Source organism: Mesorhizobium sp. WSM4904 (genome assembly GCF_029674545.1).
GTDB lineage: Bacteria > Pseudomonadota > Alphaproteobacteria > Rhizobiales > Rhizobiaceae > Mesorhizobium.
In genome coordinates, this window is record NZ_CP121354.1 from 6,069,788 (window position 1) to 6,095,313 (window position 25,526).

Here is a 25,526-nt window from a genome sequence, read left to right on the forward strand (position 1 = left end):
GCCTTAGCGAACGACCGAGCGGCGACGCAAGCCTATTGCGCGGCGCCAGCCGACCGCCATGCTGCGGCCGAAGCGGCCACCAGCATCAGCAAGGCGGCGATCAACGCGCAATTGGCGAAGCCGAGGCCCGTATAGAGCGGCCCGAAGCCGGCGGTGCCCACGGTGACGGCGAGATAGGTGACCGCGCTATTCAAGCCCATGATGGTGCCGCGCCGCGCGGGGTCGAGCGCGGTCAGCCGCATCACCAGAACGTTCAGCCCGAAATGGTTTGCAAGCCCCCAGACGGCAATCGTCGCCATCAGAAGACCGAAGCCGCCGCTTGCCAAGGCCATCGCGACATAGACGGCGGCGACCAACAGGTAGGCGAAGGGCATGACGCGGCGCGCGCCGAGGCGGTCGATGACGCCGTCGAGCAATGCGGCCGCGCCGAAGCCGAGGCCGTAGGCGATTGCCGCGAGGCCGTTGGCGCTGACGGGTTCGCCGAGATCCCTGTGCAGATGATCGCCGAGATAGCCGTAGACGCCGTAGAAGGCGGTCATGAAGGCGCCGCAGGCGATCAGCAGCGGCAGGATGCCGAGCACGGCGAGCGCACCCAGCGGCGACGGCGCCGGACCGGTTTTCCTGATGTCGCGCAGCGAGCTCATCGTCAGGCCGGCGACGGCGGTCCCGGCAAGAAGCGCGACAGCGGCGAAGACGGCGCGCCAATGGATGAGATCGGCAAGCACGGCCGACAGCGACACGCCGGCGACCATGGACAGCGTCCAGCCGGTCAGCACGACGCCGATGGTGCCGCTCTCGCGGCCGGGCGGGGCGATCGCCGCGGAGCTGGCATAGATCGCCGGCATGGCGACACCGGCGGCGATGCCGGCGACAAGCTGGGCCGCGACCAGCGCCGTCACCGCCGGCGCCAGCGCGCTGGCAACCAGCGCCAACGCCAACAAAAGCAAGGCGCCCTGCAACATGCGGCGCGCGCCGATCCTGTCGATGTAGCGGGCGAGGAAGAGCGCGCTGGCCGAAGTGCCGAGGCCGAAGGCGGCAGCCGCCGTCATCACCGCCGGCACGGTGGCCCCGAACGATGCCGCGACAGCGGGCGCGATCGGTCCAAGCACCAACGAGTTGGAGCCGATGACGGCGATGCAGCCGGTGAGCAGGTAAGCCGCCGCCGGGATCGGCGCGCGGGGCGCGGCGGTCAGAATTGCTGATTGATCACTGTTCGACATATCTCCATAATGGCCGAATTCAATTCAGCATCAATGGAGAATTTCCATATGGACGCAGAAACAGATGACGTTCAGCGGAACAGGCAGTCTCCCCGCGAGGTCGACCCGATCGACCGAAAAATATTAGGCGTTCTCGTCGAGGACGCGACCATCAGTTATGCCGAGCTCGGCGATCGCGTCGGCCTGTCGCCGCCGGCCGCGCATGAGCGCGTAAAGCGGCTCAGGCGCAGCGGCGCGATCCGCGCCACCTCGGCGATCATCGATCCGAAGGCGGTGAAGAAGCCGTTGCTCGCCTTCGTGCATATCGACACCAGAGGCTGGGGCAAGACGCCGGAGCTGATGGCGATTTCCGAATGTCCGGAAGTGGAGGAGATCCATTCCGTCGCCGGCGACACCTGCATGCTTCTCAAGGTACGCGCCGAGGACACGCGGGCGCTGGAAGGCCTGCTGTCACGGATCTACGAGACGCCAGGCGTGGTCTCGACGCGCAGCTACGTGGTGCTGTCGACCTACCTCGAACGGCCGGTGCAGCCGGACATCACGGCCGAGTGGCCGACGCCCAGGCACATGGCCACACCGGTGTACTAGGCTGCATCGAGACGATCGGCCGTCATTTGACCCGCTCGCCTGCCGAGACGAACAGGGCAGGCTCAGACTTCCTTATTGTCGAAAAGGAACATTTGAACGCCCGAGTCGTCAGGCGCGTAAATTCGGCGATCCACGCCGGCAGCTTTGCCCTCCGGGCTTGCGAACGCCTTTTCGAGCGCTGCAAGATCGTCGAAATAGAGCGTTCCGATCCGATGAATGCCAGAGGCTCCCACGGGCGTCACGACGGGGCCGTCGCTGATCTCGTATTTCCTGAGACCCGGAAGCTTTTTGGCGAGAGGCACGTGGATTTCGAAGTAGTGTCGATCAAACGCCTGAACATCCTTCGGTGTTGGGTAGATAACGACCATAAGGGCCATTGCGGTGCTCCTTTGTTTCGGACACAGCAAGGACGACCCGAAGGGCGGAAACGGAACGCGCCACAGAGGATTTTTTGGAAGCCTGAAGTCGTGCGCTTTGCCGGGCGTCGCAACCACAGCCGGTCCAACCGCTCGGGCTTACGGACTCGTTGCGCTGCGGTAGATGTCGAGGACGCGCGTGACGCTGCCGATCAGAAGCTCATGCGCGGTCGGCTTGATCCGGCCCGCGCCGACCTCGGCATCGAGATGGGCGAGATACTGGCTGATCAGCGGGCGCGGGATCTCCCGGTCGCCAAGCGCCGCCAGCAGCGCTTCGGTCGCGCGTTGCGCATCGGGCGACGGCCAGTAGTAGCGGATGCGGTCGCTGAAGGAGAAATGCCGCTGCAGGCGCTGCTCGTCGGGCGTGCCTGGATAGTATTTCCGCCAGTTGCCGGGCGAGGCCAGCATCACTCGCTCCATCGCGTCGGGCAGGCTGTCACGGGTTGGATCGGGCACTAACTGGCCGGCAATGTAGCTCAGTCCATAGAGCGCCTCGCGCAGGGCGAAGGTCAGCCAGGGGCCGACCTTGAGGATGGCGAAGCCGTCGCGCACGAGCGCGGCCAGTGCTTCGGCCGGCTGATAGTCGGTCGAATGCGCCTCGAAGACGAATTGCGGCATGCTCTCCAGCGACGTCACCAGCTTCGTCGCCTTCCGGGGTTCGTAGGCGATGATGTCGGCGTTGCCGAATTCGACGCCGGGCTGGACGACGACGCCGACGGCGCGGGAAAAGGCGGCATCGAGGCCGAGGCGGGCGAAGGCCTGACGGTGGACTTCGACGGTGCGCAGCGCATCGGCCGGCTCGGTCACATGCATATGGTCGAGCGCTTCCAGCGCACCGCCCGGAACCGGCACTTCGGTGCCGATGATGTAGACGGGTTTCTGGCCGCCCGTGCGCGCGACCGCCGCCTCGGCGGCCGCCGCAAGATCGGCCGCGCGCGCGGCGACCGTGTCGTCGGCGAGCGCCGCCGGATCGTCGGCGCACGCCATGCTGGCGTCGAGATGCAGCTTGGTGAAGCCGGCGGAGGCATAGGCGTCGATCATCGCGACAGCCTTCCCCATCGCTTGCGCCGCGGGCAGGTGTTTCCACGGGTTGGGGCCGAGATGGTCGCCGCCGAGGATCAGCCGGTCGAGCGGAAAGCCGGTGCTGGCGGCATGCGCCTCGACGAAAGCGCGAAAAGCAGCCGGCGTCATGCCGGTATAGCCGCCTTCATGGTTGACCTGGTTGCAGGTCGCCTCGATCAGCACATCCGCGCCATGCACCGCACCGTGACGGAGCGTCGCTTCGATCACCAGCGGATGCGCCGAACAGATCGAGGCGATGCCGCCCTTCCCGCCTGCCGCGCGCCGGTCGGCGATCGCCGCAAATCTTGTCGTGGCGCCGGTCATGCGCGTGGTCCTGCCTTGGCGATGAAAGCCTCGACATCGGCAAGCCGATGAATGCCCTCCATCGGCCCCTTGCGGGTGACCGCGAGCGCGCCGCAGGCATTGGCGATGCGCAGCGCATCGGCGGGCGCGGCGCCGCGCAGCCAGAAGGAAACGAAGGCCGCGCCGAAGCAGTCGCCGGCGCCTGTCGGGTCGACTTCCTCGACGGCAAAGCCGGGCATCACGACCGTGCCCTGCCGGTCGTGATAAGCGGCGCCGTCGGCGCCTTTCTTCAGCACGATGCAGGAGATGCCACGCCCCAGCAATTCGCCGACCGCGCCCTGCTCGTCACCGACTGACGAGAACAGGAACAGCTCGTTGCCGCTGGGCAGGAAGACATCGGTCTGCGCCAGCACTTGGTCGAGCGCCTGGCGCATGCCGGAAGCCTGCATGATCTCGCGACGGATGTTGGGATCGAAGGACACGGTGCCGCCCTTGCCCTTCACAGCCGCGATCGCGCCAAGCGCGACTTCGGTGGCGCGGTCGGAAAACAGCGAGGAGCCCATGACATGGACGTGGTCGGCGCCGGAGAGCAGCCGCTTGGCCGCGTCGTCCGTCTCCAGCAGGCCGGCGGCGCTGTTGCGGATGTTGAAGACAAAATGCCTGGACGCGTCGGGCCGATAAGTGACGAAGGCGGTGCCGGTGGCGTGGCCTTCATGGACAGCGATTGCCGAAACGTCGGCGCCGAGCGCGCGCAACCGGTCGATGTTCAGTTGGCCGAAATCATCCTTGCCGACGGCGCCGATGAGACCCGCGGGTTGGCCGAGCGCCGCCGCCTGGCCAATGAAGATCGCCGGGGCGCCGGACGGAAAAGGTCCGACCAGCGGACCGGGTTCGAGAAAACTCTGGCCGATCCGCTCCGCCATGATCTCGACGAGGATCTCGCCGGCTGAGACTAGCTTCTTCATCACGTCCTTCCGGCATTCGCCGTGCACGGCGTAGTCATTGAAAATTGAATACGGCCAGCGCTTTTTCACGTCAATTAATAAGTTTACGCATGGAATAATTTCGCTCGACGCGTTGAAACTTGTAGAGCTTCCTGTAAAGTTTCAACTTGCAGTCGCGCGCCGGCGAGCCGTATGTAGCGCGGGGCGGTGCATGGGGAGCGAGGATTCCATGCCGCGAGGGTTTGGATGCCGATGACGCACAAGACGATGGAGGATTTCGCCCGTTCCTGCGGCGTCTCCCGACCGACGCTGTCGAAATTTTTCGACGATCCGACCAGCGTCAAGCCGGCGACGCGCAAGCGCATCGAGGACGCGCTGCGCTCCTCCGACTACCAGCCGAATCTCTTCGCCCGCAATCTCAACCGCAAGCGCACCCGCAGTATCGGCATCGTCGTGCCGACGGTGACCGACCCCTTCTATTCCGAGATGGTCAGCCGCATCGAGCTCAGGCTGCGCGACGAGGGCTACTGGCCAATCGTCATTTCCTCGCATGGATCGAGCGAGCTGGAAGCCGAGGCGACGCGGACCATACTGTCGCTGAAGGTCTCCGGCGCGCTGGTCGCCCCGCTTGGCCGGCGCTCGGACCCAAAGGCGATCGAGAAGCTGACGCAGGCGATCCCGATCGTCTATTTCGACACCTATCTCGAAGGCGACACGCCCTTTGTCGGCAACAACAACGTGCAGAGCATGTCGACCATCGTCGACTATCTCTGTCGCTCGGGCGACGCTCCGGTTTATTTCGACATCCCCCATGTCAACCACAATTCGCGCGAGCGGGTGGAGAGCTATGTCGATGCGATGAAGCGGCTCGGACAGGAGCCGGTCGTGTTCGGCAACGTCGAGGACTACACGTGGGAGTTTGAGCGGATCGGCTATGAGCAGACGGAAAAGCTGCTCAACAATGGCGGCCTGCCGGGCAAGACCATCCTGTGCGCCAACGACCGCCTCGCCTTCGGCGTGATGGCGGCGGCCTATTCGAAGGGGCTGAAGGTGGGCCGCAAGGCGGATTGCGACGTGCGGGTCGCGGCGCATGACGACCATCCGCTCAGCCGTTACACCTGCCCGGCGCTCACCACCATGGCGCAGGATTTCGCGGCGATGGCCGGCCACAGCGTCGAGACGCTGCTTGCGCTCCTCGACGAGGACGGCACGGCTGTCGCACCGAAGGTCAAGCTCGATGCGACGCTGGTGATGCGCCAGTCGGCATGAGGCGGTTCCCGCCGCGCCTGCGGATCGAGCTATGCTGTCATGATCGTCCTCACGCGAGCAGGCTCGCCGCCTCGTCCTCGCCGAGAAGCGGCGGCTGGTCGACCGAGCCGACCACGGCGACGGAGTTGCGGCTTTCGCCGGAGGCAAGGATCGCTTCCATGATCTCCAGCACATGCAGCGCAAGCTCGCCGGACGCGCGCGGTCTCCTCTCTTCCGACAGCGCCCGCGCCAGGTCGGCGACGCCGAGCATGCGGTAGTTGGCACGGTTCGGCGCGGCGTAGGGCCAATTGCGCGCGCCATAGAGCTCGCCTTCGCTTTCGAAATCCTTCCAGTCGTCGCCGCGCGCCGACAAAGAGACGGTGCCGCCAAACGTGTCGGGGTCGGGCAGCCTGAGCGACCCTTCCGTGCCGTGCAGCTCGATCGGGTGGTTGGAGTGCTTGAAGACGTCCCAGGACGCGCCGAAGGTGACGGTGACGCCGGAGCGGAATTCGAGCAGCGACAGGATGTTGGTCGGCGTGCCGACCCTGAAACTGGTGTTCTTGTAAGGGCCGTCAGCGGTGATCAGGCGCTCGTCCTGGCCGCGCGTCGCCATCGCCATCACGCGAGCGACCGGGCCGAGCAGGTTGACGAGCATCGTCAGATAATAGGGCCCCATGTCGAAGACCGGACCGCCGCCCGGCTGATAGTAGAATTGCGGATTGGGGTGCCAGTGCTCCATGCCGCGCCCCATCATGAAGGCGGTGCCGGTCACGGCGCGGCCGATCGCGCCCTCGTCCATCAGCCGGCGCGCCCGGCGTCCGGCGGCGCCAAGGAAGGTGTCGGGCGCCGAGCCCAGCAGCAGCCCACGCTTCGCCGCCTCGGCGACCAGCCGGCGGCCCTCGCTGGCGGAGGTCGCGAGAGGCTTTTCGGTGAAGACATGTTTTCCGGCCGAGAGCGCCGAAAATGAGATGTCGAAATGCGCGGAGGGAACAGTGAGGTTGAGGACGAGATCGACCTCGGGATCGGCGAGCAGTGCATCGACGCCGAGGGCGCGGATGCCGTATTCCTTCGCCCGCAGAACCGCCATGTCGGTGGAAATATCGGCGCATGCGCGCAATTCCACACCGGCAAAAAGGGCCGCGTTGCGCAGATAAGTCATCGAGATGTTACCGCATCCGATAACGCCGATGCCAAGCTTAGCATCTGATTTCGCTTGCATTTTCCTTCCGACCTCCCAATGCGGCAGCGTTTCCGACAGGCCGGCGCGCCGGCGTCGGACCATTTTCGGGATTCGCTATACAGCATTTTAAATATTGACGCGCGTAAAATTTTTATAGAGCATGTGAAAATGCTGGCGCGATATCGGAGGCCGCCGGCTTGAGGATTTGGAAATCAAGAGGTCAGGGAAATAATGAGCCTAGGAACCAAGGTGCGCCTTGCGCGCCTCTTCGCGCATCCATCGGGGAAGCTTTTTGGCGGCGCGGTCGACCATTTTGTCGGCTATGGCGACGTGCGCAAAGGAGGTCTTGCCGACCTGCCGGGCGCGCTCGCGCGCGTCATGGCGGGCAAACCCGACTACGTCAGCATCCAGCCAGGCACCGCGCGCCACCTGTGGCCGCAATATGCGGGCAAAGCTTCTCTGGTGATCCAGGCGGGCTGCTTCACCCCGGACGATCGCATCAGCGAGCTGATTGCAACGCCCGAGGATGCGGTGCGGGCTGGGGCCGATGCATTGGCCGTAGCCATTCCGGTGCGCGGCGCGACCGAGGGCAAGTACATACGCTGGCTGACCGATTCGGTGAATGCGGCGGCCCGCTACGGCATGCCGGTGGTGGCCCACATCTATCCCCGCGATTTCACCGACGGGGCGAAAATCGTCTTCACCCCCGACGAGATCGCCTATGCGGCGCGCATCGGCTACGAGTCCGGCGTCGACGTGATCAAGATAGGCTACACGGGCGATTTCGAGTCGTTCCGAGAGACCGTTCGGACCTGCCCGGTGCCGGTTGTGATCGCGGGCGGTCCGAAGACCGATACGCTGCTAGGCGCGCTTCAGCAGACGGCGGACGCCATCCGTGCCGGCGCGCGCGGCGCCGTGGTGGGCCGCAACCTCTGGGGGCATGGCGATCCGCAGAAGGCAGCGCTCGCCTTTCGCGGCGTCATCCATGACGGGCTTTCGGCGCAAGAAGCGCTGGCGAAGGCGGGGGCCTGAACCATGCCCACCGTCCCTTCAATCCTCGGCTTCGGCGCTATTGCGATCGACGACATCGTCTACGTCGATCAGCCGTTGTCGGCGGGCAAGGGGAAGGTCCTGCAAAGTGTCCGAGCTTTCGGGGGAAATGTCGCGACAGCCCTTGCCGCCGTCGCTCGGCTCGGCGGAAGCGCCGGGTTCGTCGGATGGCTGGGCAGTGCCGCGGACGACGCCGTGCTGTGCGATCTCGTTGCCAACGGCGTCGAAACCGCATTCGCGCCGCGCCACCCCGACGCGCGCCCGGTGCGCTCGCGGATCACCGTCGGCTCGGATGGGGAGCGGTTCATCGCGTATGACGACGAAGCGATGCTGGGCACCGCGCCGGACTTTCCGGACGAGGTTCTCAGCCGCGCAACGGTGCTGATAGTCGATGGTTACGCGATCCGGTCGATGGATGTCGTGGCTCGAGCCCGCGATCTCGGCCTCGCGATCCTCGGCGATATCGAATGGAGCGCCGGCCCAGCCACCGAGAGGCTGATCGCGCTCTGTGACCATCTCATCCTTCCGCTCGGCTTTGCGCGCACGGCCACGGGCCGCCGATCGCCCGCCGAAATGCTCGATGCATTGTGGTCGCCTTCGCGGTCCGCCGTGGTTCTGACCGATGGCGGCAGGGGCGTTTATTATCGCGGACACGAAGAGACAGGGCTCTGGCACCTGCCTTCGCACCTGGTCGCCGTCGTCGATTCGACCGGCGCCGGCGACTGCTTTCATGGCGCCTATGCCCACGCATTGGCGCGCGGCGCCGACACAGCAGGCCGGGTCGCATTCGCGACCGCGGCCGCGGCCCTGTCCATCACGGGGCGCGGCGGGCGCGAAGCGCTGCCGACCGCCGACGAGGTCACGAGACTCCTGGCATCGACGAACGCTCCGTCAGCGGTCGAACTGAAACATGCGCAGGTCGGCACTGGAACATAGCTGAAACTGTCCGAGGAAACATTTCGCAGGTGAAAATAAGCCGGGTACAACCATAAAAATCAATAGCTTAGACTTGAGGGAGGAAGATGGCAGAAGTCATTCTCGAGAATATCTGCAAGACCTATGGGAACAATTTTCACGCGATCGACCAACTGAACCTATCGGTCGAGGACGGCGAGTTCTTGATTCTCGTCGGGCCGTCCGGCTGCGGCAAATCCACGGCGTTGCGAATGATCGCGGGGTTGGAGGACGTCACCAGCGGCAGCCTTCGGATCGGCGGCATAGACGTCGTCGACATGCCGCCCAAGGACCGCGACATCGCGATGGTCTTCCAGAGCTACGCGCTCTACCCGCATATGACGGTGTTCGAAAACATCGCCTTTTCGATGCGCCTGGCAGGCAAGCCGAAAGCCGAGCGCAGGAAGCGCGTGGACGAGATCGCCAAAACCCTTCAGCTGACGTCGCTGCTGGACAGCAAACCCGCGAACCTTTCGGGCGGACAGCGCCAACGGGTTGCCATGGGCCGCGCCATGGTGCGCGAGCCAGCCGCCTTTCTCATGGACGAACCGCTTTCCAATCTGGACGCGAAACTGCGCGTGCAGATGCGCGCCGAAATCACCAGCCTGCAAAAGCAGCTCGGCGTAACGACCATATACGTGACCCACGACCAGACCGAAGCGATGACGATGGGGGACCGGGTCGCGGTGCTGAAAGGCGGCGTGCTGCAGCAGGTCGACACACCCAAGAAGCTCTATGAATCGCCGGTGAACGCCTTCGTCGCCGGCTTCATCGGCTCCCCTTCGATGAACCTTTTCGAGGCGACCCTGACGGGCGACGAACTGAGGTCCGGCACCTTCACCATCCGGCTGCAGGATGCAGCCTTCGCGCGCAGGCCAGGTTTGAGCTCGTATGCGGGGCGCAAGGTCGTGTTCGGGATCCGGCCGGAGGACCTCTATGACAGCAGCCTAGAATCGGGCCGCAAGTATCAGACGATACCGGCAAAGGTGACCTCGATCGAAGAACTCGGGTCCGAGCATATCGTCCATCTCAGCATCGACGCGGTGCGGGTGGACTCCGGCGACCCGGACGCGGTGCAGGATTTCGGCCTGACGTCGAACGCGGTGGCGAAATTCGAACCGGTCAGCGAGGTCCGCGCCGGCTCGGAAATCCGGTTGGCCCTAGACGATACCAAGCTGCATTTCTTCGATCCCGCGACGCATCTGGCGATCTGAAGATATGCGGCAAGGCCCGCAGGCGAAGGCGAGGCGCCTGCGAATGAAGACTTCTGAATAACCAGACGATCGCCCGCATTGTGCGGCCGATCTTAAAGAAGGAGGAGAAAATGACGTTTCGGATAAAACCCGCGATGCTGAAAATGGCAGCGGCCGCATGGTTGCTTGGCGCAACCGGCGCCATGGCGGACACGACGCTGGAATTCACCCAATGGTGGGAGCCTGAGCTGCCCGCAGGCTCCTTGCGGAAAATCATGGACGATTTCGAGGCCGCGAACCCTGGAATCAAGGTGACGCTGGTCAGCGGCCCCTATGCGACCACGCGAGACCAGATCTCGGTCGGTGCCGCAACCGGAACGCTCAGCGACGTCGTCGGCCTCGACGGCGCCTGGGTGAACAATCTGAATGCGCAGAACGCGCTGGCCGACATGAATCCGATGATGGATGCGAGCAAGTTCGACAAAGCCCAAGTCGCGGATATCATCAAGGTGGACGGCAAAGCGGTGATGTTTCCCGTGGCTTCGTTCGTCTATCCCGTCTTCGTGAATTTGGACCTCGCCGCCCAGGCGGGCGTCACCAAGCTGCCGTCGACCCGCGCCGAGTTTCTCGAAGCCGCCAAGAAGATGACCCATGCCGACAAGAACCAGTATGGCTGGGTGCTGCCGCTGTCGCTGCAAACGCCGTCCGGCGTCCAGAACGACATGATGTCGTGGGTCTGGGCATCGGGTCAATCGATGATGGCGGACGGCAAGCCCGCGCTCGAAGGCAAACCGGTGGTGGATATGCTGACCTTCGTCAAATCGCTCAATGACGCGGGCACCATCTCGCCCGGCATCGCCACCAAGACCGAGCAGGAAAAGGTCGAGGAATTCGTCAACGACCGGGTCGGGATGATGATCGACTCGCTCGCGCATGTGAACCTCATCCGCAAGCGCAATCCCAAGCTGAACTTCGACCTTATCCCGGTCCCGGTCGTGGAGAACTACAACGGCAAGCGCGGCCTTCCCTATGCCTCCTGGGGCATCGGCATCTCCGCGGGCTCGAAGCATCAGGAAGAGGCCTGGAAACTCGTCCAGTATCTGATGAGCGAAAAGGTGAACGCCAAGCTGGTGTCGCTTGCCAACGCCTTCCCGGGCAACGTCGATGCGAAGCCCGATTTCGTGACCTCCGACAAGGCTTTCGGCAAGGCTTTCGAAATCTTCAAGACCGGCTATCTCGCCAATGAGTTCACGGGGCTGCCGGTGGCGGAAGACCTGATGACCCAGTTCGACGTGGAAGCCCAGAAGATGCTCGCCGGCGAGCAGTCTCCGGAGCAGGCCGCGGCCAACGCGCAAAAGGGCTGGATAGCGAAATTCTGATCGGCTTGTTTTACGATCTTCGACCGGGAGGCCCGACTGCGGGCAGGCCTCCCGGCAAACAAGCACAGGCAATGCGAGACGGACCCGCTTCCGAAACTCGCCTTCTCTTGAAGGCGTATCCCAAGGTTGGCATATGACCCGGCAGAAGCGCCCCCGCCATAGACTGAAACGAGCGGTCGCACCCTATCTCTACCTGTCGCCTTCGCTCCTCATAATCGGCCTTCTGATGCTGCTGCCGATGGTGACGGTGATTGCGTATTCGTTCCAGAACAGCGCGGTGCTGCGTCGCGACCCGTCCTTTGCCGGACTGAAACACTACCAGGCGATCTTTGCCGATCCCGTGTTCTGGGAATCGCTTTGGCACACACTCTACTTCACCTGCATGAGTGTCGTCTTCCACATGACCATCGGCATGATCTTCGCGCTCATGCTGAACAGCGACCGCATCAATCCGACGCTGCGCAATGTCCTGCGCGTACTCTACATACTGCCCTGGCTGTTCACCGCGGTGATCATTGCGGTGATCTGGCGCCTCCTGCTCGAGCCGAACGGCGTCGTGAACAGCATCCTCATACAGATCGGCGTCATCGGTTCCAAGGTCGAGTGGTTTTCCTCGCCCGAGACCGCGCTGCACGCCGTCACTTTCGCCAACATCTGGGCCGGCTACCCGCTTTTCATGGTCAGCCTGCTCGCAGGCCTGCAGGGCATTCCCAAGGACTTCTACGAAGCCGCCGATATCGACGGCGCGAAGGCCTACCAGAAGCTGATCTTCATCACCATCCCGCAGCTGATGCCGATCATCATCAGCATCTCGCTGCTCGATTTCATCTGGACCATGCAGGTCTTCCCGCTGATCTGGATAACGACAGGCGGCGGCCCGATCTACTCGACCGAGGTGCTGAGCACCTACACCTACAAGCTGGCGTTTTCGAGCTACAACCTGTCACAGGCGGCGGCAAGCGCCGTGATCATCCTGCTGATCTCTCTCGGCCTGACGCTGTTCTACATCCGATATCAAAAGGCCCGGTAGTCACCATGAGGAAAAGACACACGCCGAAAGACAGGCTGATCACCGTCGCGCTGCATGTCGCGCTTGCCGCGGGGCTGTTTTTCGCGGCCTTCCCGATCTACTGGATGCTGAGCAGCTCGTTCAAATCGAATACCGAAATCTTTGCCCTGCCGCCAACCATCCTGCCGAAGGCCTTCACGCTGGAAGCGTATGCAGCCATCCTTGGCGATCCGGTAAAGCTGCGCTTCTTCTTCAACAGCTACTTCGTGGCCGGAGCGGTGACCGTGCTGACGGTGCTGATCGCCTTGCTCGCAGCCTATGGATTCAGCCGCTTCAACTTCCGCGGCAAGGGCAGCCTGAACACGCTCATCATCAGCACGCAGACGATCCCGCCGATCACGCTTCTGATCCCCTTCTTCGGGCTTGTCGTCTCATACGGCATCTTCGACACCTACGTCGCGCTGATCCTGACTTACCTGGTGTTCACGCTGCCCTACGCGATCCTGCTGATGACGGGATATCTGAACACCTTGCCCCGCGATCTCGACGAAGCGGTGGCCGTCGACGGCGGCACCAGTTGGACGGCTCTTTGGCGGGTGATTGTGCCGATCTCGCTGCCCGGCATCGTGGCGACGTCGGTCTATACCTTCCTGCTGTGCTGGAACGAATTTCTCTTTGCGCTGACACTGACGAAGTCGACGTCGATGCGCACCGTCCCGATCGGCATCCAGCTGCTGATGGGGCAGCACGCCTTCGAATGGAACCAGATGATGGCGATGAGCGTGCTCGGCTCGCTACCGCTCTTGCTCATCTACCTCATTGCCCAGAGGTTCTTCCTCGCCGGCATGACCGCGGGCTCGGTCAAGTAGATATCCATCCCATGGAGCGCAGAGCGACATCAAGGAACGGGCGGTATCAAGGATTGAAAGGATGAACGTGAAAGACCTCAAAGTCGGCTGCCAGACCTTCACCTGGGAAATGCTCGGAGACCGCTTCAAAGGCGGTCCCGACGACCTGCTCAAGGCGATCGCCGACGGCGGCTATGCCGGCATCGAGATCACCGACACGATGATCGGCCACTATGCCGGCAAGCCGGCGGAGTTCGGCGCAGCGTTGAGATCGCTTGGCCTTACGCTCGTCTCCTTCGCTTTCGGCTCGAAGAGCGGCTTTACGCTGAAGGAGAGGATCGGCGCCGACCTCGATACCGCCAGGCGCTGGATCGACTTCGCCGCCGCCTTCCCCGGCGCGCTGGTGTCGATGGGCTCGGCGACGGTCGTGTCCGACGGTCCGCGCGACGACAAGTTCGCGATTGCCGCCGAGGTCTACAACAAGGCCGGCGAGATCGGCCGCAAGGCCGGCGTCCAGGTCGCGGTGCATCCGAGCTCGCACCACAACACGCTGCTCTTCGACCGCGCCGACTACGACCGCATCTTTTCCCTGATCGACGCCTCGCTGGTCGGCTGGGTGCCGGACACGGGCCATATACTGCGCGGCCATCAGGACATGGCCGACACGCTCACCACCTATCGCGACCGCATCCGCTACGTGCATTTGAAGGATGTCGACGCGAACGGCACCTGGGCGATGCTCGGCAAAGGCGTCTGCGACACGGCAAAGGTGATCGAGATCGCCGGCGCCGCGCCCAACTTCAACCGCTGGCTGGTGCTGGAGGAAGAATCCGAAGCAGCCGCCGCCGATCCGGCTGGCGCGGTCAAAACCAACCGGCAGACCATGCGCGGCTACGGGGCCTAAAGACGATGACCCGCAAACAAGACCGTCGCCTTCGTGTCGGAGTGCTCGGCTGCGGGCCGATCGCGCAGTTCGCGCATCTGGAGAGCTGCGTGAAGGCGAGCAATGCCGACCTCTACGCGATCTGCGACGCGGCGCCCGATCTCTTGGCTCGTATGGGCGCGACTTATGAACCCGAGAAAATGTACGGCGATTATGACGAGATGCTCGCCGACCCGGAACTGGAAGCGGTGATCGTCGCGACGTCCGACGCCTATCACGTGCCGATGTCGATCAAGGCGCTCGAAGCCGGAAAGCATGTGTTGTGCGAAAAGCCGATCGGGGTTTCCGTCGAAGAAGGCGAGAAGCTCGCCGAGGCGGTCAAGCGTTCCGGCAAGGTGCTGCAGGTCGGGCACATGAAACGCTTCGATCCGGCGCTGGAAGCGGCGCGCGATTTCGTGCGCGACGAGATGGGCGAGGTTCTGGCGCTGAAGGCCTGGTACTGCGATTCCACCCATCGCTACACCAACACCGACGCCGTGCAGCCGCTGCCCATCACCAGCAGGCTGGCGAAGAAGCCGGGCGGCAATCCGAAGGCCGATCTGAGACAGTATTTCATGTTGGCGCACGGCTCGCATCTGGTCGACACGGCGCGTTTCCTCGCCGGCGAGATCACCGCCGTGCGCGCGCGCCTCAACGAGCGCTTCGGTGCCTATTGCTGGTTCGTCGAGACCGAGTTCGCCAATGGCGCGCTCGGCCATCTCGATCTCACCGTCGCCGTGCGCATGGACTGGCACGAGGGCTTCCAGCTCTACGGCGAGAACGGCTCTGTGATCGCGAAGACCTTCAATCCCTGGTATTTCCGGGCGAGCGAGGTCGACATCTTTCACGAGAAGGATGCGACCTCGCGCAAGCCGCTCGGCGCCGACGGCCATTTCTTCCGCCGCCAGTTGGAAGGCCTCGCCGACACCGTGCTCGACGGGAAGCCACAGCGCGGCGCAACCGTCGAGGACGGGCTCGCCTCGATCCGCGCCATGGTGGCGATCGCCCGCTCGGTCGAAAGCGGCGAGCGCGTCGAGCTCGCCGGCGTCGCGGGAGCGGTCTGATGCAGGTCGGGGTGTTCGCCAAGACCTTTCCAGGCAGCGAACCGGCCGGCGTGCTTGGCGCCGTGCGCGACGCGGGTTTCGCGGTCACCCAGTTCAATCTTGCCTGCGCCGGCCTGCCGTCGATGCCGGACGCGGTTTCCAACGCTGCGATCGACGCCATCGATGCCGCTGCCAAGGCTACCGGCATCGGCCTCGTTGCGCTGTCAGGCACCTACAACATGGCGCATCCGGACAGCCGCGTGCGCGGCGACCGGCTGCGGCGGCTGGCGGTTGTCATCGAGACTGCAGCCCGGCTGTCCGTCCCACTCGTCACGCTCTGCACCGGAACGCGCAACACCCAAGACCAGTGGGCGCATCATCCCGACAATGCCGATCCCTCGGCCTGGGCCGACATGGCGCGCGAGATGGCAAAGGCGCTTCAGCTTGCCGAGCGTCACGGAGTCGATCTCGGCATCGAGCCGGAGCAGGCCAACATCGTCACCTCGGCCGACGACGCCGTGCGGCTGATCGCCGAGATGGGCTCGAAGCGGCTGCGGATCGTGCTCGATCCCGCCAATCTGTTCGAGCGGGCGAATGCAGATGAGGCACGCGCGATCGTCGCCGCAGCGGTCGAGCGCACAGCGGGTCATGTCTCCCTGGCGCACGCCAAGGATCGCTTCGCCGACGGGCGCTTCGCCACGGCCGGACAAGGCATCGTCGACTTCCCCGACTTCATTGCTCGCCTGAAAGCCGCAGGCTTCGACGGGCCGCTGGTGACGCACGGGCTCTCCGCCGAGGAAGCGCCAGGCGTTGCCTGTTTCCTCAAAGGCCTGGCGTGATGGGCACGCTGCTCCACGACGGCGCCACGCTCCGCGTTACCGATACGGGCGAAGGCCTGGGGATCGTCTTCCAGCACGGGCTGGGCGGCGGCGAGGCGCAAGTCGCCCAGACTTTTCCCGCCGGCTTCCGCCGCATCACGCTGGAATGCCGTGGCCATGGCGGCTCCGATCTCGGCAAGCGGCGGCCCTTCTCGTTCCAAATGTTCGCCGATGACGTTCTGGCCGCAGCCGACCAAGCCGGCCTGGACCGCTTCATTGCCGGCGGCGTCTCGATGGGCGCGGCGATCGCGCTGCGTCTCGCCTGCTGTCATCCGCGGCGCGTCGCCGGCCTGATCCTGGTGCGGCCGGCCTGGACGTTTTCGCCGGCGCCGCAGAACATGCGGCCGATTGCCGAGGTCGCCGAGCTCATCCTCGCACACGGGGCCGACAAGGGGCGGACGATCTTCGCGCAGTCCGAGACCGCAGCGCGGCTCTATCGCGAGGCGCCCGACAATCTTTCCTCGCTGCTCGGCTATTTCGACCGGCCCGACGCCGGTGCATTCGCGCAAGTGCTGGCCAACATCGCCGCCGACGGGCCAGGAGTTTCCGAGCGCGACGCCGCAACGCTCGACATTCCGGTACTCGTCATCGGCAACGAAGTCGATGCCGTCCATCCGCTGTCGACGGCCTATGCACTGGCTGCGGCGATACCCAAGGCGATCTTCGCCGAGATCACGCCCAAGGCGCGCGACAGCGTGAAGCATTTCGCCGAGCTGCACGAGCAGATCAGTTCCTTCCTCCAGTCCCACTCGAATATCCGGAGTCCCATTCCGTCATGACCGCCAAGCCCCTCTCCGGACCCGCGGCAATAGCCGCATTGCCGCGCAACCGGCTTATCGGCGAGTTTTCGCTGTGGTCGGCGGATCTCGCCAATATGGAGCGCGACCTTAAGCGCATCGAAGCCTATGCCGACCTGCACCACATCGACGTTGCGGACGCACGCTTCACCCCCGGCTTCCTGTTCTTTCCCGACCTGGTGGCGCGCATCACCAGGCTGACGGCGAAGCCGATCCACGTGCATCTGATGGTCGAAGCCGAAATCGTCGAGGCGCAGACGCGCCAGTTCATCGAGGCCGGCGCCGACCTCGTCACCATCCATGCCGAGAACCGCGAGGCCGGCCTGCGCGCGGTAAAGCTGGCGCGTGAGCTCGGCGCCGCAGCCGGCGTGGTGCTGCGGCTCGAGACGCCGGTTTCCGCGATCGAGCCGTTCCTGCCGGACGTCGCCTTCGTCACGCTGCTCGGCACCTCGATCGGCGTCAAGGGGCAGAGCCTGTCCGAAAAAGCCTGCCCGCGCCTGATCGAGGCGCGCGCGCTGATGAGGAAAGCCGGCCGCGAGGCCGACATCCTGCTTGCCGCCGACGGCGGCATACGCCACGAGACGGTGCCGCTGCTGCGGGCCGCCGGCGCCGACACCGTGGTGCTCGGCTCGCTCGCCTTCGGCGATCCTGATCTTGCGCAGCGCATGGCCTGGCTGCACGGGCTGAAGGCCGCCGCCTGATGAGCACGCTCGCGCTTGCCTTCGATCTCGGCGGCACGGAACTGCGCGGCGCGCTGGTCGAGCGCAGCGGCGAGGTCGTCGCGCGCGTCTCGGAGCCAACATTGGCCGGCGCCGGATCGGAAGCGGTCATCGGCCAGATCATTGTGCTGGCGGGCAAACTGCTCGAGGAGCATCCGCAGGCAAGGGTCATCGGCATCGGCGCGTGCGCGCCCGGCCCGCTCGATCCCAAGGCAGGCATCGTCATCGGGCCGCCGACGCTCGCCGGCTGGCACAACGTGCCCATGATCGACATTCTGAGTCGCCAGTTCGGCTTGCCGGTGCGGCTGGAGAATGACGCCAACGCCGCCGCGTTGGGCGAATGGCGCTTCGGCGCCGGCCGCGGCGCCGCATCGATGGTCTTCGTCACGGTGTCGACCGGCATCGGCGGCGGCGTGATCGCCGACGGCCACATCTATCACGGCAGGCGCGGGCTCGCGGCCGAGATCGGCCACATGACGATCACCGGCGAAGGCGATCGCTGCTTCTGCGGCAATGTCGGCTGCTTCGAGGCCGTCGCTTCCGGCACCGCGCTCGGACGCCGGGCGACGCGGCTCACCGCGCCTGGCGACGGCTCGCTGCTGCGGCGGCTTTCCAGGGACGGCGACGTCTCCGCCCGCCATGTCGTCGAGGCCGCGCGGACGGGCGATGCGGCAGCATTCGGCCTGGTCGAGGTGGAAGCGAAATGGCTCGGCATCGGCTTCACCAACCTTTTGCATCTCTATTCGCCCGAGGTGATCGTCATGGGCGGAGGGCTCGCCAACGGCTTCGAGCTGCTGGCGCCAGGCATCAGGGCAACGATCGATGAGCGCGCCATGCAAGCCTATCGCGACGTACCGATCGTGCCGGCGGAGCTCGGCGACCGCGCCGGCCTTGTCGGCGCGGCAAGCCTGATCCTGTGGGAGGGCGAGCCGGGCACGGCGCTTTCGATGGTGCAGGACGACGAGACAAAGACCGGTGGACCGGCCGGCGCCAGAGAAGCAAACCATGGCTGAGCTCAAGGCGCGCGGCGACGAGCTCTTGCTGGGCATCGCGCCTATGGCCGAGATCATCGAGCGGATGAGGGAGAGCGGCGGGAACTGATGCCGCCTGCCTCCTTATCGCCGGCGCTGGGCGCGGCCTTGGGCTGAGGGCGCGCCAGCAGATAGAAGGCGGCGACATGCGAGATCATCAGCAGCGGCACATAGACGATCGGGATCACGTAGGTAGCGCCCAATTGTCCTGCCAGGTCCGGAAGGTCGAGCACTGTGCCGTGGTAGTAGTCGACGACAAGATCGACTGTCCCGACCACATTGAAGGCGACAACGAGCGGCCAGAAGATCGAGGGTCGCCTCACGGCAAGCAGCGCCAGCATGGCCAGCAGTCCGGTCGCGAAATCGCCATAGGCGGCGAAGGCGGCAAAACCCGCGGGCAGGTTCGGACCGACCACGCCCGGAAGCAGGAAGACCAATCCGAAGAAGCGGAAGCTGTGCAGCGTGGCGATGGCGCGCTGTGCCTCGACGCTATCCATCGTCTTGAGCCTTGGCCAGACATAGGCGCCGAAGCAAAGCAGCCACGGCACGTAGCCCAGGACGAGATGGATGTTGAAGATCATCGCCGGCGACATTTCCACCTCCTCAGTTGCTTGCCGGAGATGCTTCGAACACCGCCGTCAGGATGCCGAGCCGGCCTTCCATGAGATTGCGTCCGAGATTGGCGGCAAAATCCGCGAAACCCGGACCCATGACGACGCCGAGGTTCAGCGAAGGCGGCGGCCCGGACGCCCGCAGCGCCGCGAACCAGGTCTTGGCATCCGCTGTATCGTCCTGCTGGACCAGCAGGCGGAACCCGGCGGCCTCGATCGCCTCGCAGGTAGCGGCGGCGGAGAGCAGAAAGCTTTCCGCGGGTGTCCTCGCCCAGGGCACCGGATAGTGCGGATCGCCGCCGTTCAGCACGACATCGAAGGTCGCGAATTTTCCGCCCGGCTTCAGCATGCGCCTGATCTCGCGGTAGAGAAGCGGCCGGTCGGCGATGTTCATCGCCACATGCTGCAGCAACACGACATCGAAACCGCCGTCATCGAGCGGAAGCGCCAGCGCGCTGCCGGCCTTGAACGACACTTGTCCGTCCTGCCCCGTGCGCGCGGTGAGATACTGCGCGGCTTCGACGAAGGGCTCGCTGAGATCGACGCCCGTGACGCTACAGCCATAGGTCGCGGCGAGAAAGCGGGCCGGTCCGCCCACCCCCGACCCGACATCGAGGACCGACATGCCGGCCGCAACGCCGGCCAATTTGGCAAGCTCCGCCGTCGCGGCGAGGCCGCGGGTGTGGAACTGGTCGAGGGTCGCCAGTTGCTCCGGCTTCAACCGCTGCTCGTTCGGCCCCAATACGGCCAGTGCCGTCTTCAGCCGCTCGGCCAGGCCGGTCGCGCGGTAGTGATCGCGCACTCGATCCAAATCGTCCGTCATTGCACTTTCCTTCAGGCTTCCAATCCACGACACAGATACGACCGCTTTGTGCCGGCGACTATCCGCGATAATGTCGACGGGTCATGAAGCAGAACTTCACAGTCCGGCATGGCGCGCTCGACGGCGTCGAGGCGTTCCTGAGCGTGGCCAGGCACCGCAACTTCCGTAAGGCGGCGGCGGAACTCGGCGTCACGCCGTCGGCGATCAGCCAGGCGGTGCGGACGCTCGAGGCGCGCATCGGCGCCGCGCTCTTCACACGCACGACACGCAGCGTCGGCCTGACCGAAGCCGGTGAGCGGTTTTTTTCGCGCGCACGGCCGGCTTTCGAGGAATTGATAGCCGCGAGCGAGGTCGCGCGCGGAATCGGCCAACGGCCGGCCGGGCTCTTGCGCCTGTCGGTGCCACCCGCGGTGGTGTCGACCCTGCTGGAGCCGATGATCGCGTCCTTCTGCCAGGCCTATCCCGAGATCGAGCTGGAGATCGTCGCAAGCGGCGAGCTGGCCGATCTCGCCGCCGAAGGATTCGATGCCGGCATCCGCATGGGCGACCTGATCGCGCCCGACATGGTCGCGGTGCGGCTGACGCCGTCCTTCCCGATGGTTGTCGTCGGCAGCCCCGACTATCTACGCCAACGAACAGCCCCGGAGCGCATCGAGGATCTGCGTCACCACGCCTGCCTTCGCCTGCGCCGATCGAATGGTTCGGTCGCGCCGTGGCGCTTCGCCAAGGGCAACAAGGCGATCGAGGCGATCGTCACCGGACCGCTCATTGCGCACGACTATCCTTCGCTGCTCGGCGCGGCGATCCAGGGCGTCGGGCTGGCGCAGGTGCCAGGCCCCATCGCCGACGCGCCGATCGCCGATGGACGTCTGCAGGCGCTGCTCGGCCGCTTCGCGGTGACCACGCCGGGCGTGTTCCTCTACTATCCGGAAAGGCACCAGGTGCTGCCTAAGCTGCGCGCCTTCATCGATCATATCCGCTCGCAAGGCGGCGCCGATGATTCCCGAAAACGATCTCGGGAACGGCAGGCTCGGGCCTGACGTATCACCGTCGGACCGACCGCGCGCGCCCTACTCCCTTGCGCGCCAGGCGAGGATCCTGTGGATCTCGTTCCGCTTGTCTTCCGCGAGACCCGAAAGCATCTCCTCGTCCAAATACCCTTCCTCGACGAGGGCGGCAAAGACGAAGATGAGCTGCGAGTAGCGATAGTCGAACATCTGCTCAAGGTTTCGCCGTTGCTGCCGCAGATAGTCTTCGATTTCCCACATATCGGAAAACGTCGCCGCCTCGCTGGCCTTCTTTTTGAATTCGGCCAGTGTCTTGCCGAGCGCCACCTCCAGCGCCTTATCGAAAGCGATACGGGCCACCTTCTTCTCGGATGCGGACCATTTTTGATCAAAGCTCATGCAATACCTCTGGTGGCCTCGCCTCAAACTCAAATACTAAGCGGCGCTGCGAGACGAAACAATGCGCATGCCATCACCCGGAGCGAGACTCGATCAGCGATCGAATGCGCTCGGCGTCGGCGGGCGTCGCGGGGTTGTAGACGATCATGCCGAGCTCTGGCCGGCCGTCGACGGCGAAGACCGAGAATTCCAGCTCGATCAGTCCGATCTCGGGATGCCGCAGGCGCTTCACGCCTTCGCCGTGCGCGGGGACGACGTCATTGTCGCGCCACAGCGCCTCGAATTCCGGACTGATCCGGCAAAGCTCCTCCACGAGCTGGGTGATTTCCGCGTCCGCGCCGGCCCTCGTGGCATCTGCCCTGAACGAGCCGACCACGAAGCGCGCGACGCTCTGCCAATCGTCCTGGGCGTCGCGCACGCGGGGATTGCCGAACATCAGGCGCAGGATGTTGCGCTGCTCGCGCGGCAGCTTGGAATAGTCGGTCAGCATCGCTGCCGCGGCGCGGTTCCAGGCAACGACATCCCAGGTCGCGGTCTTGATGATGGCAGGGCTGGGGTCCAGGGCGTCCAGCACGCGCTGCAAACGCGGCGTCACGCTGTCGACGTTCCTGTAGCGGACCTCGGGAGGCCGCCCGAGACCCAGCATGAACAAATGCTCGCGCTCGGGCTCGGTCAGCATCAGCCCGGTCGCGATGCGGTTGAGCACGTCCGCGGACGGCGCGCCGCCCCGGCCCTGCTCCAGCCAGGTGTACCAGGTCGGGCTGATATTGGCGCGTTGCGCCACTTCCTCCCGGCGCAGCCCCTGTGTGCGCCGGCGTCCGGTGGTGAAGCCAAAGGCGACGGGGTCGAGGCGCATGCGGCGATCCCGCAAAAAGGTGCCCAGCTTGTTGGTCGTCTCTTTGTTGGCGGTCCCTTGGGGCATTGCCATCCTGTTGGCTATTATACCATAATAAAGTCACTACTTTAACAGAATGATCTATAGCGCAAATAGGGCCTCCGAACAACAAGCGGAGACCTATCATGCGTGTATTCCTTACCGGCGCGACCGGCTTCATCGGTTCCAGGATCGTGTCCGAACTTCTTGCCGCCGGCCATCAGGTACTTGGCCTGACCCGTTCGGATGCCGGTGCGCGGTCGCTTCTCGCCGCCGGCGCCGAGCCGCATGGCGGCGACATCGAAGACCTCGACAGCCTGCGCGACGGCGTGGCGAAATCGGATGCGGTGATCCACACCGCCTTCGACCACAATTTCTCGAACTTCGTCGCGAACTGCGAGAAGGACAAGCGCGTCATCGAAGCGCTGGGCGGCGCGCTCGCCGGTTCGGACCGGCTGCTCATCATCACGTCGGGTGTCGGCATGGGCTCCGGCGAGCACGGACAGCCTGCGAGAGAAGACATCTTCAACACCGACCATCCCAATCCGCGCATCCTGTCCGAGCTCGCCGGCGCGGCTATGGCCGAGAAGGGCGTCAAGGTGTCGGTGGTGCGGCTGCCGCAGGTGCATGACACGGTGAAACAGGGCCTCATCACACCGCTGATCGCGCAGACGCGCGTCAAGGGCGTGTCGGCCTATCTTGGCGAAGGCCGCAACCGGTGGTCGGCGGCGCATGTGCTCGACGTCGCGAAGCTCTACCGCCTGGCGCTGGACAAGCAGGAAGCCGGCGTGCGCTACAACGCCGTCGCCGAGGAAGGCATTCCAGTCCGCGAGATCGCGGAGGTGATCGGCGCCGGCCTCAAAGTGCCGGTGGTCTCGCTGTCGCAGGAAGAAGCGGCCGACCATTTCGGGTGGCTTGCCATGTTCGCCGGCCTCGACATACCTGCATCCAGCGAATGGACGCGTGCGCATCTCGGCTGGCAACCGACTGGGCCCGGCCTCATCGCCGATCTGGAGCGGATGGATTATTCGCAAGCCGCCGCAGCTTAGTCCCCGACGCTGGGATTTTGAAAGGTTGCGGTTCGTCTTCGTGCAAGGTTTTTCCGTTCATTTCGGTGGAATCCGCGCAGGCGCCGCAGATTTGGTTGAAGCCGCCCCAACCTCGTCATTCTATGGCGGAGCAAGGAGCGAAGCGACGCGGCGAAGACCATAGAATCCATTCCGTGACTTCGAAGCGCTGCCGCGGTGAAGAATTCTGCTCCGTTGCACGCCTTGGCGGAGGTAACGGCATGGATTCCAGGGTCTTCGCGACGGAGCTTCGCTCCTGCTTCGCCCTGGAATGACGATCGCGATGGGCGTTTCGGCCAATCTCCAGCGCATGCCACCTGCCAATGCAAACAGAGCCGACCGCTCAAAATTCCTCCGGCGGTTCAGCGGCCGGTTGGACCACCGCCTTTCCTAGGCGCGCAGCAGATCGGCCAGGCTGTCCGACTTCTCCACCTTGTCGGTGAGGTCGAGCCCGGACAGCAGATCGACCAGGTGGCTGTTCATCAGGGCCGCGGCGTCGGCGCTGTCGCCGGCCTCGATCGCATCGACCAGCGCATGATGGGCGTGCTTTTCGCAGGTCGCGTCCCGGCGCTTCCAATAAAGCGCGATGATCAGCGAGGAATGCGAGACGAGATCGCGCACGAAGTTGGTGAAGACGGAATGCGCGGCGATCTCGGCGATGCCGACATGGAAGCGCGCCGACAGCATGATGGCGTCGCTGTCGCGGCCGGCATGCAGCGCCTCGTGCTCCTTCTCCAGATGCGCCCGCAGTTGCGCGATGTCGGACGGCACCGCCGCCTTGGCGGCAAGTGCCGCCACCTTGGGCTCGATCAGGGCGCGGGCCTCGAAAACTTCGCGCGCCTCGATCTTCGACGGCTGCGCGACGAAGGCGCCGCGATTGGGCTCCAGCCGCGCCAGCCGGTCATGCGCGAGGGCCTGCAGGGCGGCACGGACGACGGTGCGGCTCACCGAATAGATCGAGGCCAGCTCGTCCTCCGGCAGCTTGGTGCCCGGGGCGAGGCGATGGCCGACGATGGCGTCCCTCAGCCCATAGTAGATCGGCGACCAGCGCGCTGCCGGCTTGTCGTCGCGATCGTCTTCCCTGAGTACCGTCAACATGCTTTCAATGCGCAGGCCCGATCCGGCCCGATCTGCTCCCAAATCGCCAGCAGCCAACCCAATCTAATGTCGCCCGCGCCCCGGTCAATCCCGCTGGGATCCGACGCCCTAGCCCGGCGAACCGGCTTCCATGGGCGAGGCCGAGGCAAATATGCCGGCGAAACGCTTGCCGCGCGGTGTCGCGTAGCCGCCGACTTTCGATGTCTTCAAGCCCACCTTGAACAGGCTCTCGGCCAGCGTCACCGCGCAGACGACGCCGTCGAGCACGGGAACTCCGTGCTCCTCCGACAGGCTGTGCGCGAGATCCGCCATGCCGGCGCAGCCAAGCACGATCGCCTCGGCGCGATCCTCGTTTATGGCGCGCGCAATTTCCTCCGATATCCTGTGCCTTGCATTCGAGCCGGGCCGTTCGAGCTCCAGCACGGCGACCTCCGAGGAGCGCACCTTGGCGCAATGCGAGGCAAGACCGTATTTTGCCAGATTGTGCTCGATGGCGGGAACCGAGCGGGCAAGCGTGGTGACGACGCTGAACTTGCCGGCGACAAGGCTGGCGAGGTGGAAGGCCGCCTCGCCGATGCCGATGACCGGAGCCTCGGTAGCGCAACGCGCGGCATCCAATCCAGTATCGTCGAAGCAGGCGATCACATAGGCGTCCGCCGCCGGCGCCTTGCCCATCTCGGCGATGATGCCCGGAATGGCAAAAACCTCGTCGAAATAGCCCTCGATGCTCGGCGGACCGTCGGCCGGATTGACGGCGATGATTTCGGTGCCCGCCGCCGCGACGCTAGCCGCGGCCTGACCGATCTTGGCGGTCATCGATGCCGTCGTGTTGGGGTTGATGACGAGTATGCGCATTAAAATCA

At 64.8% G+C, this 25,526-nt stretch carries 27 protein-coding genes; 16 read left to right on the forward strand and 11 right to left on the reverse strand.

The genetic code is table 11. The features are described from left to right. Nucleotides 1–32 precede the first annotated feature (32 nt). Nucleotides 33–1,220, reverse strand: coding sequence for an MFS transporter (locus tag QAZ47_RS29490; RefSeq protein ID WP_278231715.1), 1,188 nt, complete (start codon nucleotides 1,218–1,220; stop codon nucleotides 33–35). 48 nt (nucleotides 1,221–1,268) lie between these two features. Here QAZ47_RS29490 and QAZ47_RS29495 point away from each other — a divergent pair, with 48 nt between their 5' ends. After that, nucleotides 1,269–1,808 carry an Lrp/AsnC family transcriptional regulator gene (locus QAZ47_RS29495; protein ID WP_278231716.1) on the forward strand — a complete coding sequence of 180 codons (540 nt, stop codon included), beginning with the start codon at nucleotides 1,269–1,271 and terminating at the stop codon, nucleotides 1,806–1,808. Between the two features lie 62 nt (nucleotides 1,809–1,870). Here the strand turns inward: QAZ47_RS29495 and QAZ47_RS29500 are convergent, their stop codons facing one another. The 3 genes from QAZ47_RS29500 to QAZ47_RS29510 form a co-directional block, all read right to left on the reverse strand. Then, nucleotides 1,871–2,185 (reverse strand): EthD family reductase, encoded by a 315-nt coding sequence (locus tag QAZ47_RS29500; protein ID WP_278231717.1) that lies wholly within the window; start codon nucleotides 2,183–2,185, stop codon nucleotides 1,871–1,873. A gap of 138 nt (nucleotides 2,186–2,323) precedes the next feature. Next, nucleotides 2,324–3,610, reverse strand: coding sequence for a D-tagatose-bisphosphate aldolase, class II, non-catalytic subunit (locus QAZ47_RS29505; protein ID WP_278231718.1), 1,287 nt, complete (start codon nucleotides 3,608–3,610; stop codon nucleotides 2,324–2,326). Continuing rightward, a complete protein-coding gene (locus QAZ47_RS29510) occupies nucleotides 3,607–4,554 on the reverse strand; it encodes a sugar kinase (protein WP_278231719.1) in 948 nt (315 codons plus the stop codon). Before QAZ47_RS29510 ends, QAZ47_RS29505 begins: the two co-directional genes overlap by 4 nt. 225 nt (nucleotides 4,555–4,779) lie before the next feature. On the opposite strand from QAZ47_RS29510, the gene QAZ47_RS29515 reads away from it, so the two are divergent. Continuing rightward, a complete protein-coding gene (locus QAZ47_RS29515; RefSeq protein ID WP_278231720.1) occupies nucleotides 4,780–5,802 on the forward strand; it encodes a LacI family DNA-binding transcriptional regulator in 1,023 nt (340 codons plus the stop codon). A 49-nt stretch (nucleotides 5,803–5,851) separates the two neighbouring features. Here QAZ47_RS29515 and QAZ47_RS29520 read toward each other — a convergent pair whose 3' ends face one another. Continuing rightward, nucleotides 5,852–7,000, reverse strand: a complete 1,149-nt coding sequence (locus tag QAZ47_RS29520) for a Gfo/Idh/MocA family oxidoreductase (protein ID WP_278231721.1) — start codon at nucleotides 6,998–7,000, stop codon at nucleotides 5,852–5,854. A 192-nt stretch (nucleotides 7,001–7,192) separates the two neighbouring features. On the opposite strand from QAZ47_RS29520, the gene QAZ47_RS29525 reads away from it, so the two are divergent. The 12 genes from QAZ47_RS29525 (at nucleotide 7,193) to QAZ47_RS29580 (ending at nucleotide 18,766) form a co-directional block, all read left to right on the forward strand. Further along, nucleotides 7,193–7,993: a class I fructose-bisphosphate aldolase gene (locus tag QAZ47_RS29525; protein WP_278204453.1), complete on the forward strand. Its 801-nt coding sequence runs from the start codon at nucleotides 7,193–7,195 to the stop codon at nucleotides 7,991–7,993. Between the two features lie 3 nt (nucleotides 7,994–7,996). After that, a complete protein-coding gene (locus tag QAZ47_RS29530) occupies nucleotides 7,997–8,947 on the forward strand; it encodes a PfkB family carbohydrate kinase (protein ID WP_278231722.1) in 951 nt (316 codons plus the stop codon). A gap of 86 nt (nucleotides 8,948–9,033) precedes the next feature. Further along, nucleotides 9,034–10,179 carry an ABC transporter ATP-binding protein gene (locus QAZ47_RS29535; protein WP_278231723.1) on the forward strand — a complete coding sequence of 382 codons (1,146 nt, stop codon included), beginning with the start codon at nucleotides 9,034–9,036 and terminating at the stop codon, nucleotides 10,177–10,179. A gap of 110 nt (nucleotides 10,180–10,289) precedes the next feature. Continuing rightward, on the forward strand, nucleotides 10,290–11,537 hold the full coding sequence (locus QAZ47_RS29540) for a sugar ABC transporter substrate-binding protein (protein WP_278204456.1): 1,248 nt from the start codon (nucleotides 10,290–10,292) through the stop codon (nucleotides 11,535–11,537). 133 nt (nucleotides 11,538–11,670) lie between these two features. Continuing rightward, on the forward strand, nucleotides 11,671–12,567 hold the full coding sequence (locus tag QAZ47_RS29545; protein ID WP_278204457.1) for a sugar ABC transporter permease: 897 nt from the start codon (nucleotides 11,671–11,673) through the stop codon (nucleotides 12,565–12,567). A gap of 5 nt (nucleotides 12,568–12,572) precedes the next feature. Beyond that, the gene (locus tag QAZ47_RS29550) at nucleotides 12,573–13,415 is read left to right on the forward strand and encodes a carbohydrate ABC transporter permease (protein WP_278204458.1); all 843 of its coding nucleotides are present in this window, start codon (nucleotides 12,573–12,575) and stop codon (nucleotides 13,413–13,415) included. A gap of 61 nt (nucleotides 13,416–13,476) precedes the next feature. Then, a complete protein-coding gene (locus QAZ47_RS29555; protein WP_278231724.1) occupies nucleotides 13,477–14,298 on the forward strand; it encodes a sugar phosphate isomerase/epimerase in 822 nt (273 codons plus the stop codon). 5 nt (nucleotides 14,299–14,303) lie between these two features. Further along, nucleotides 14,304–15,380 carry a Gfo/Idh/MocA family oxidoreductase gene (locus tag QAZ47_RS29560; protein ID WP_278231725.1) on the forward strand — a complete coding sequence of 359 codons (1,077 nt, stop codon included), beginning with the start codon at nucleotides 14,304–14,306 and terminating at the stop codon, nucleotides 15,378–15,380. Next, nucleotides 15,380–16,198: a sugar phosphate isomerase/epimerase gene (locus tag QAZ47_RS29565; RefSeq protein ID WP_278231726.1), complete on the forward strand. Its 819-nt coding sequence runs from the start codon at nucleotides 15,380–15,382 to the stop codon at nucleotides 16,196–16,198. Before QAZ47_RS29560 ends, QAZ47_RS29565 begins: the two co-directional genes overlap by 1 nt. Continuing rightward, the gene (locus QAZ47_RS29570; RefSeq protein WP_278231727.1) at nucleotides 16,198–17,016 is read left to right on the forward strand and encodes an alpha/beta hydrolase; all 819 of its coding nucleotides are present in this window, start codon (nucleotides 16,198–16,200) and stop codon (nucleotides 17,014–17,016) included. The genes QAZ47_RS29565 and QAZ47_RS29570 overlap by 1 nt, the downstream gene beginning before the upstream one ends. Beyond that, nucleotides 17,013–17,735: a ribulose-phosphate 3-epimerase gene (locus QAZ47_RS29575; RefSeq protein ID WP_278231728.1), complete on the forward strand. Its 723-nt coding sequence runs from the start codon at nucleotides 17,013–17,015 to the stop codon at nucleotides 17,733–17,735. Before QAZ47_RS29570 ends, QAZ47_RS29575 begins: the two co-directional genes overlap by 4 nt. Continuing rightward, a complete protein-coding gene (locus tag QAZ47_RS29580) occupies nucleotides 17,735–18,766 on the forward strand; it encodes an ROK family protein (RefSeq protein ID WP_278231729.1) in 1,032 nt (343 codons plus the stop codon). The genes QAZ47_RS29575 and QAZ47_RS29580 overlap by 1 nt, the downstream gene beginning before the upstream one ends. 53 nt (nucleotides 18,767–18,819) lie before the next feature. Here QAZ47_RS29580 and QAZ47_RS29585 read toward each other — a convergent pair whose 3' ends face one another. Next, nucleotides 18,820–19,377, reverse strand: coding sequence for a hypothetical protein (locus QAZ47_RS29585; RefSeq protein ID WP_278231730.1), 558 nt, complete (start codon nucleotides 19,375–19,377; stop codon nucleotides 18,820–18,822). Nucleotides 19,378–19,387: 10 nt separating this feature from the next. Continuing rightward, the gene (locus QAZ47_RS29590; protein WP_278204466.1) at nucleotides 19,388–20,218 is read right to left on the reverse strand and encodes a class I SAM-dependent methyltransferase; all 831 of its coding nucleotides are present in this window, start codon (nucleotides 20,216–20,218) and stop codon (nucleotides 19,388–19,390) included. An 83-nt stretch (nucleotides 20,219–20,301) separates the two neighbouring features. Here QAZ47_RS29590 and QAZ47_RS29595 point away from each other — a divergent pair, with 83 nt between their 5' ends. Then, on the forward strand, nucleotides 20,302–21,258 hold the full coding sequence (locus tag QAZ47_RS29595; RefSeq protein ID WP_278204467.1) for a LysR family transcriptional regulator: 957 nt from the start codon (nucleotides 20,302–20,304) through the stop codon (nucleotides 21,256–21,258). 30 nt (nucleotides 21,259–21,288) lie between these two features. Here the strand turns inward: QAZ47_RS29595 and QAZ47_RS29600 are convergent, their stop codons facing one another. Together QAZ47_RS29600 and QAZ47_RS29605 are read right to left on the reverse strand one after the other, a co-directional pair. Then, a complete protein-coding gene (locus tag QAZ47_RS29600) occupies nucleotides 21,289–21,624 on the reverse strand; it encodes a hypothetical protein (protein ID WP_278204468.1) in 336 nt (111 codons plus the stop codon). 73 nt (nucleotides 21,625–21,697) lie between these two features. Beyond that, entirely contained in the window at nucleotides 21,698–22,546 is an 849-nt protein-coding gene (locus tag QAZ47_RS29605) for a helix-turn-helix transcriptional regulator (RefSeq protein WP_278231731.1), read from the reverse strand. A 98-nt stretch (nucleotides 22,547–22,644) separates the two neighbouring features. Between QAZ47_RS29605 and QAZ47_RS29610 the strand changes: the two genes are divergently transcribed. Then, nucleotides 22,645–23,547 (forward strand): SDR family oxidoreductase, encoded by a 903-nt coding sequence (locus tag QAZ47_RS29610; protein ID WP_278231732.1) that lies wholly within the window; start codon nucleotides 22,645–22,647, stop codon nucleotides 23,545–23,547. Between the two features lie 408 nt (nucleotides 23,548–23,955). Here the strand turns inward: QAZ47_RS29610 and QAZ47_RS29615 are convergent, their stop codons facing one another. Both QAZ47_RS29615 and QAZ47_RS29620 read right to left on the reverse strand, forming a co-directional pair. Further along, a complete protein-coding gene (locus tag QAZ47_RS29615; protein WP_278204471.1) occupies nucleotides 23,956–24,663 on the reverse strand; it encodes a GntR family transcriptional regulator in 708 nt (235 codons plus the stop codon). Nucleotides 24,664–24,771: 108 nt separating this feature from the next. Then, complete coding sequence (locus QAZ47_RS29620) at nucleotides 24,772–25,518, reverse strand: aspartate/glutamate racemase family protein (protein ID WP_278231733.1); 747 nt, start codon at nucleotides 25,516–25,518, stop codon at nucleotides 24,772–24,774. Nucleotides 25,519–25,526: the final 8 nt, after the last annotated feature.

Coding starts and splice junctions, on each gene's coding strand:
- QAZ47_RS29490 (WP_278231715.1), bottom strand. CDS start 1,220: ATGTCGAACAGTGATCAATCAGCAATTCTGACCGCCGCGCCCCGCGCG.
- QAZ47_RS29495 (WP_278231716.1), top strand. CDS start 1,269: ATGGACGCAGAAACAGATGACGTTCAGCGGAACAGGCAGTCTCCCCGC.
- QAZ47_RS29500 (WP_278231717.1), bottom strand. CDS start 2,185: ATGGCCCTTATGGTCGTTATCTACCCAACACCGAAGGATGTTCAGGCG.
- QAZ47_RS29505 (WP_278231718.1), bottom strand. CDS start 3,610: ATGACCGGCGCCACGACAAGATTTGCGGCGATCGCCGACCGGCGCGCG.
- QAZ47_RS29510 (WP_278231719.1), bottom strand. CDS start 4,554: ATGAAGAAGCTAGTCTCAGCCGGCGAGATCCTCGTCGAGATCATGGCG.
- QAZ47_RS29515 (WP_278231720.1), top strand. CDS start 4,780: ATGCCGATGACGCACAAGACGATGGAGGATTTCGCCCGTTCCTGCGGC.
- QAZ47_RS29520 (WP_278231721.1), bottom strand. CDS start 7,000: ATGCAAGCGAAATCAGATGCTAAGCTTGGCATCGGCGTTATCGGATGC.
- QAZ47_RS29525 (WP_278204453.1), top strand. CDS start 7,193: ATGAGCCTAGGAACCAAGGTGCGCCTTGCGCGCCTCTTCGCGCATCCA.
- QAZ47_RS29530 (WP_278231722.1), top strand. CDS start 7,997: ATGCCCACCGTCCCTTCAATCCTCGGCTTCGGCGCTATTGCGATCGAC.
- QAZ47_RS29535 (WP_278231723.1), top strand. CDS start 9,034: ATGGCAGAAGTCATTCTCGAGAATATCTGCAAGACCTATGGGAACAAT.
- QAZ47_RS29540 (WP_278204456.1), top strand. CDS start 10,290: ATGACGTTTCGGATAAAACCCGCGATGCTGAAAATGGCAGCGGCCGCA.
- QAZ47_RS29545 (WP_278204457.1), top strand. CDS start 11,671: ATGACCCGGCAGAAGCGCCCCCGCCATAGACTGAAACGAGCGGTCGCA.
- QAZ47_RS29550 (WP_278204458.1), top strand. CDS start 12,573: ATGAGGAAAAGACACACGCCGAAAGACAGGCTGATCACCGTCGCGCTG.
- QAZ47_RS29555 (WP_278231724.1), top strand. CDS start 13,477: ATGAACGTGAAAGACCTCAAAGTCGGCTGCCAGACCTTCACCTGGGAA.
- QAZ47_RS29560 (WP_278231725.1), top strand. CDS start 14,304: ATGACCCGCAAACAAGACCGTCGCCTTCGTGTCGGAGTGCTCGGCTGC.
- QAZ47_RS29565 (WP_278231726.1), top strand. CDS start 15,380: ATGCAGGTCGGGGTGTTCGCCAAGACCTTTCCAGGCAGCGAACCGGCC.
- QAZ47_RS29570 (WP_278231727.1), top strand. CDS start 16,198: ATGGGCACGCTGCTCCACGACGGCGCCACGCTCCGCGTTACCGATACG.
- QAZ47_RS29575 (WP_278231728.1), top strand. CDS start 17,013: ATGACCGCCAAGCCCCTCTCCGGACCCGCGGCAATAGCCGCATTGCCG.
- QAZ47_RS29580 (WP_278231729.1), top strand. CDS start 17,735: ATGAGCACGCTCGCGCTTGCCTTCGATCTCGGCGGCACGGAACTGCGC.
- QAZ47_RS29585 (WP_278231730.1), bottom strand. CDS start 19,377: ATGTCGCCGGCGATGATCTTCAACATCCATCTCGTCCTGGGCTACGTG.
- QAZ47_RS29590 (WP_278204466.1), bottom strand. CDS start 20,218: ATGACGGACGATTTGGATCGAGTGCGCGATCACTACCGCGCGACCGGC.
- QAZ47_RS29595 (WP_278204467.1), top strand. CDS start 20,302: ATGAAGCAGAACTTCACAGTCCGGCATGGCGCGCTCGACGGCGTCGAG.
- QAZ47_RS29600 (WP_278204468.1), bottom strand. CDS start 21,624: ATGAGCTTTGATCAAAAATGGTCCGCATCCGAGAAGAAGGTGGCCCGT.
- QAZ47_RS29605 (WP_278231731.1), bottom strand. CDS start 22,546: ATGCCCCAAGGGACCGCCAACAAAGAGACGACCAACAAGCTGGGCACC.
- QAZ47_RS29610 (WP_278231732.1), top strand. CDS start 22,645: ATGCGTGTATTCCTTACCGGCGCGACCGGCTTCATCGGTTCCAGGATC.
- QAZ47_RS29615 (WP_278204471.1), bottom strand. CDS start 24,663: ATGTTGACGGTACTCAGGGAAGACGATCGCGACGACAAGCCGGCAGCG.
- QAZ47_RS29620 (WP_278231733.1), bottom strand. CDS start 25,518: ATGCGCATACTCGTCATCAACCCCAACACGACGGCATCGATGACCGCC.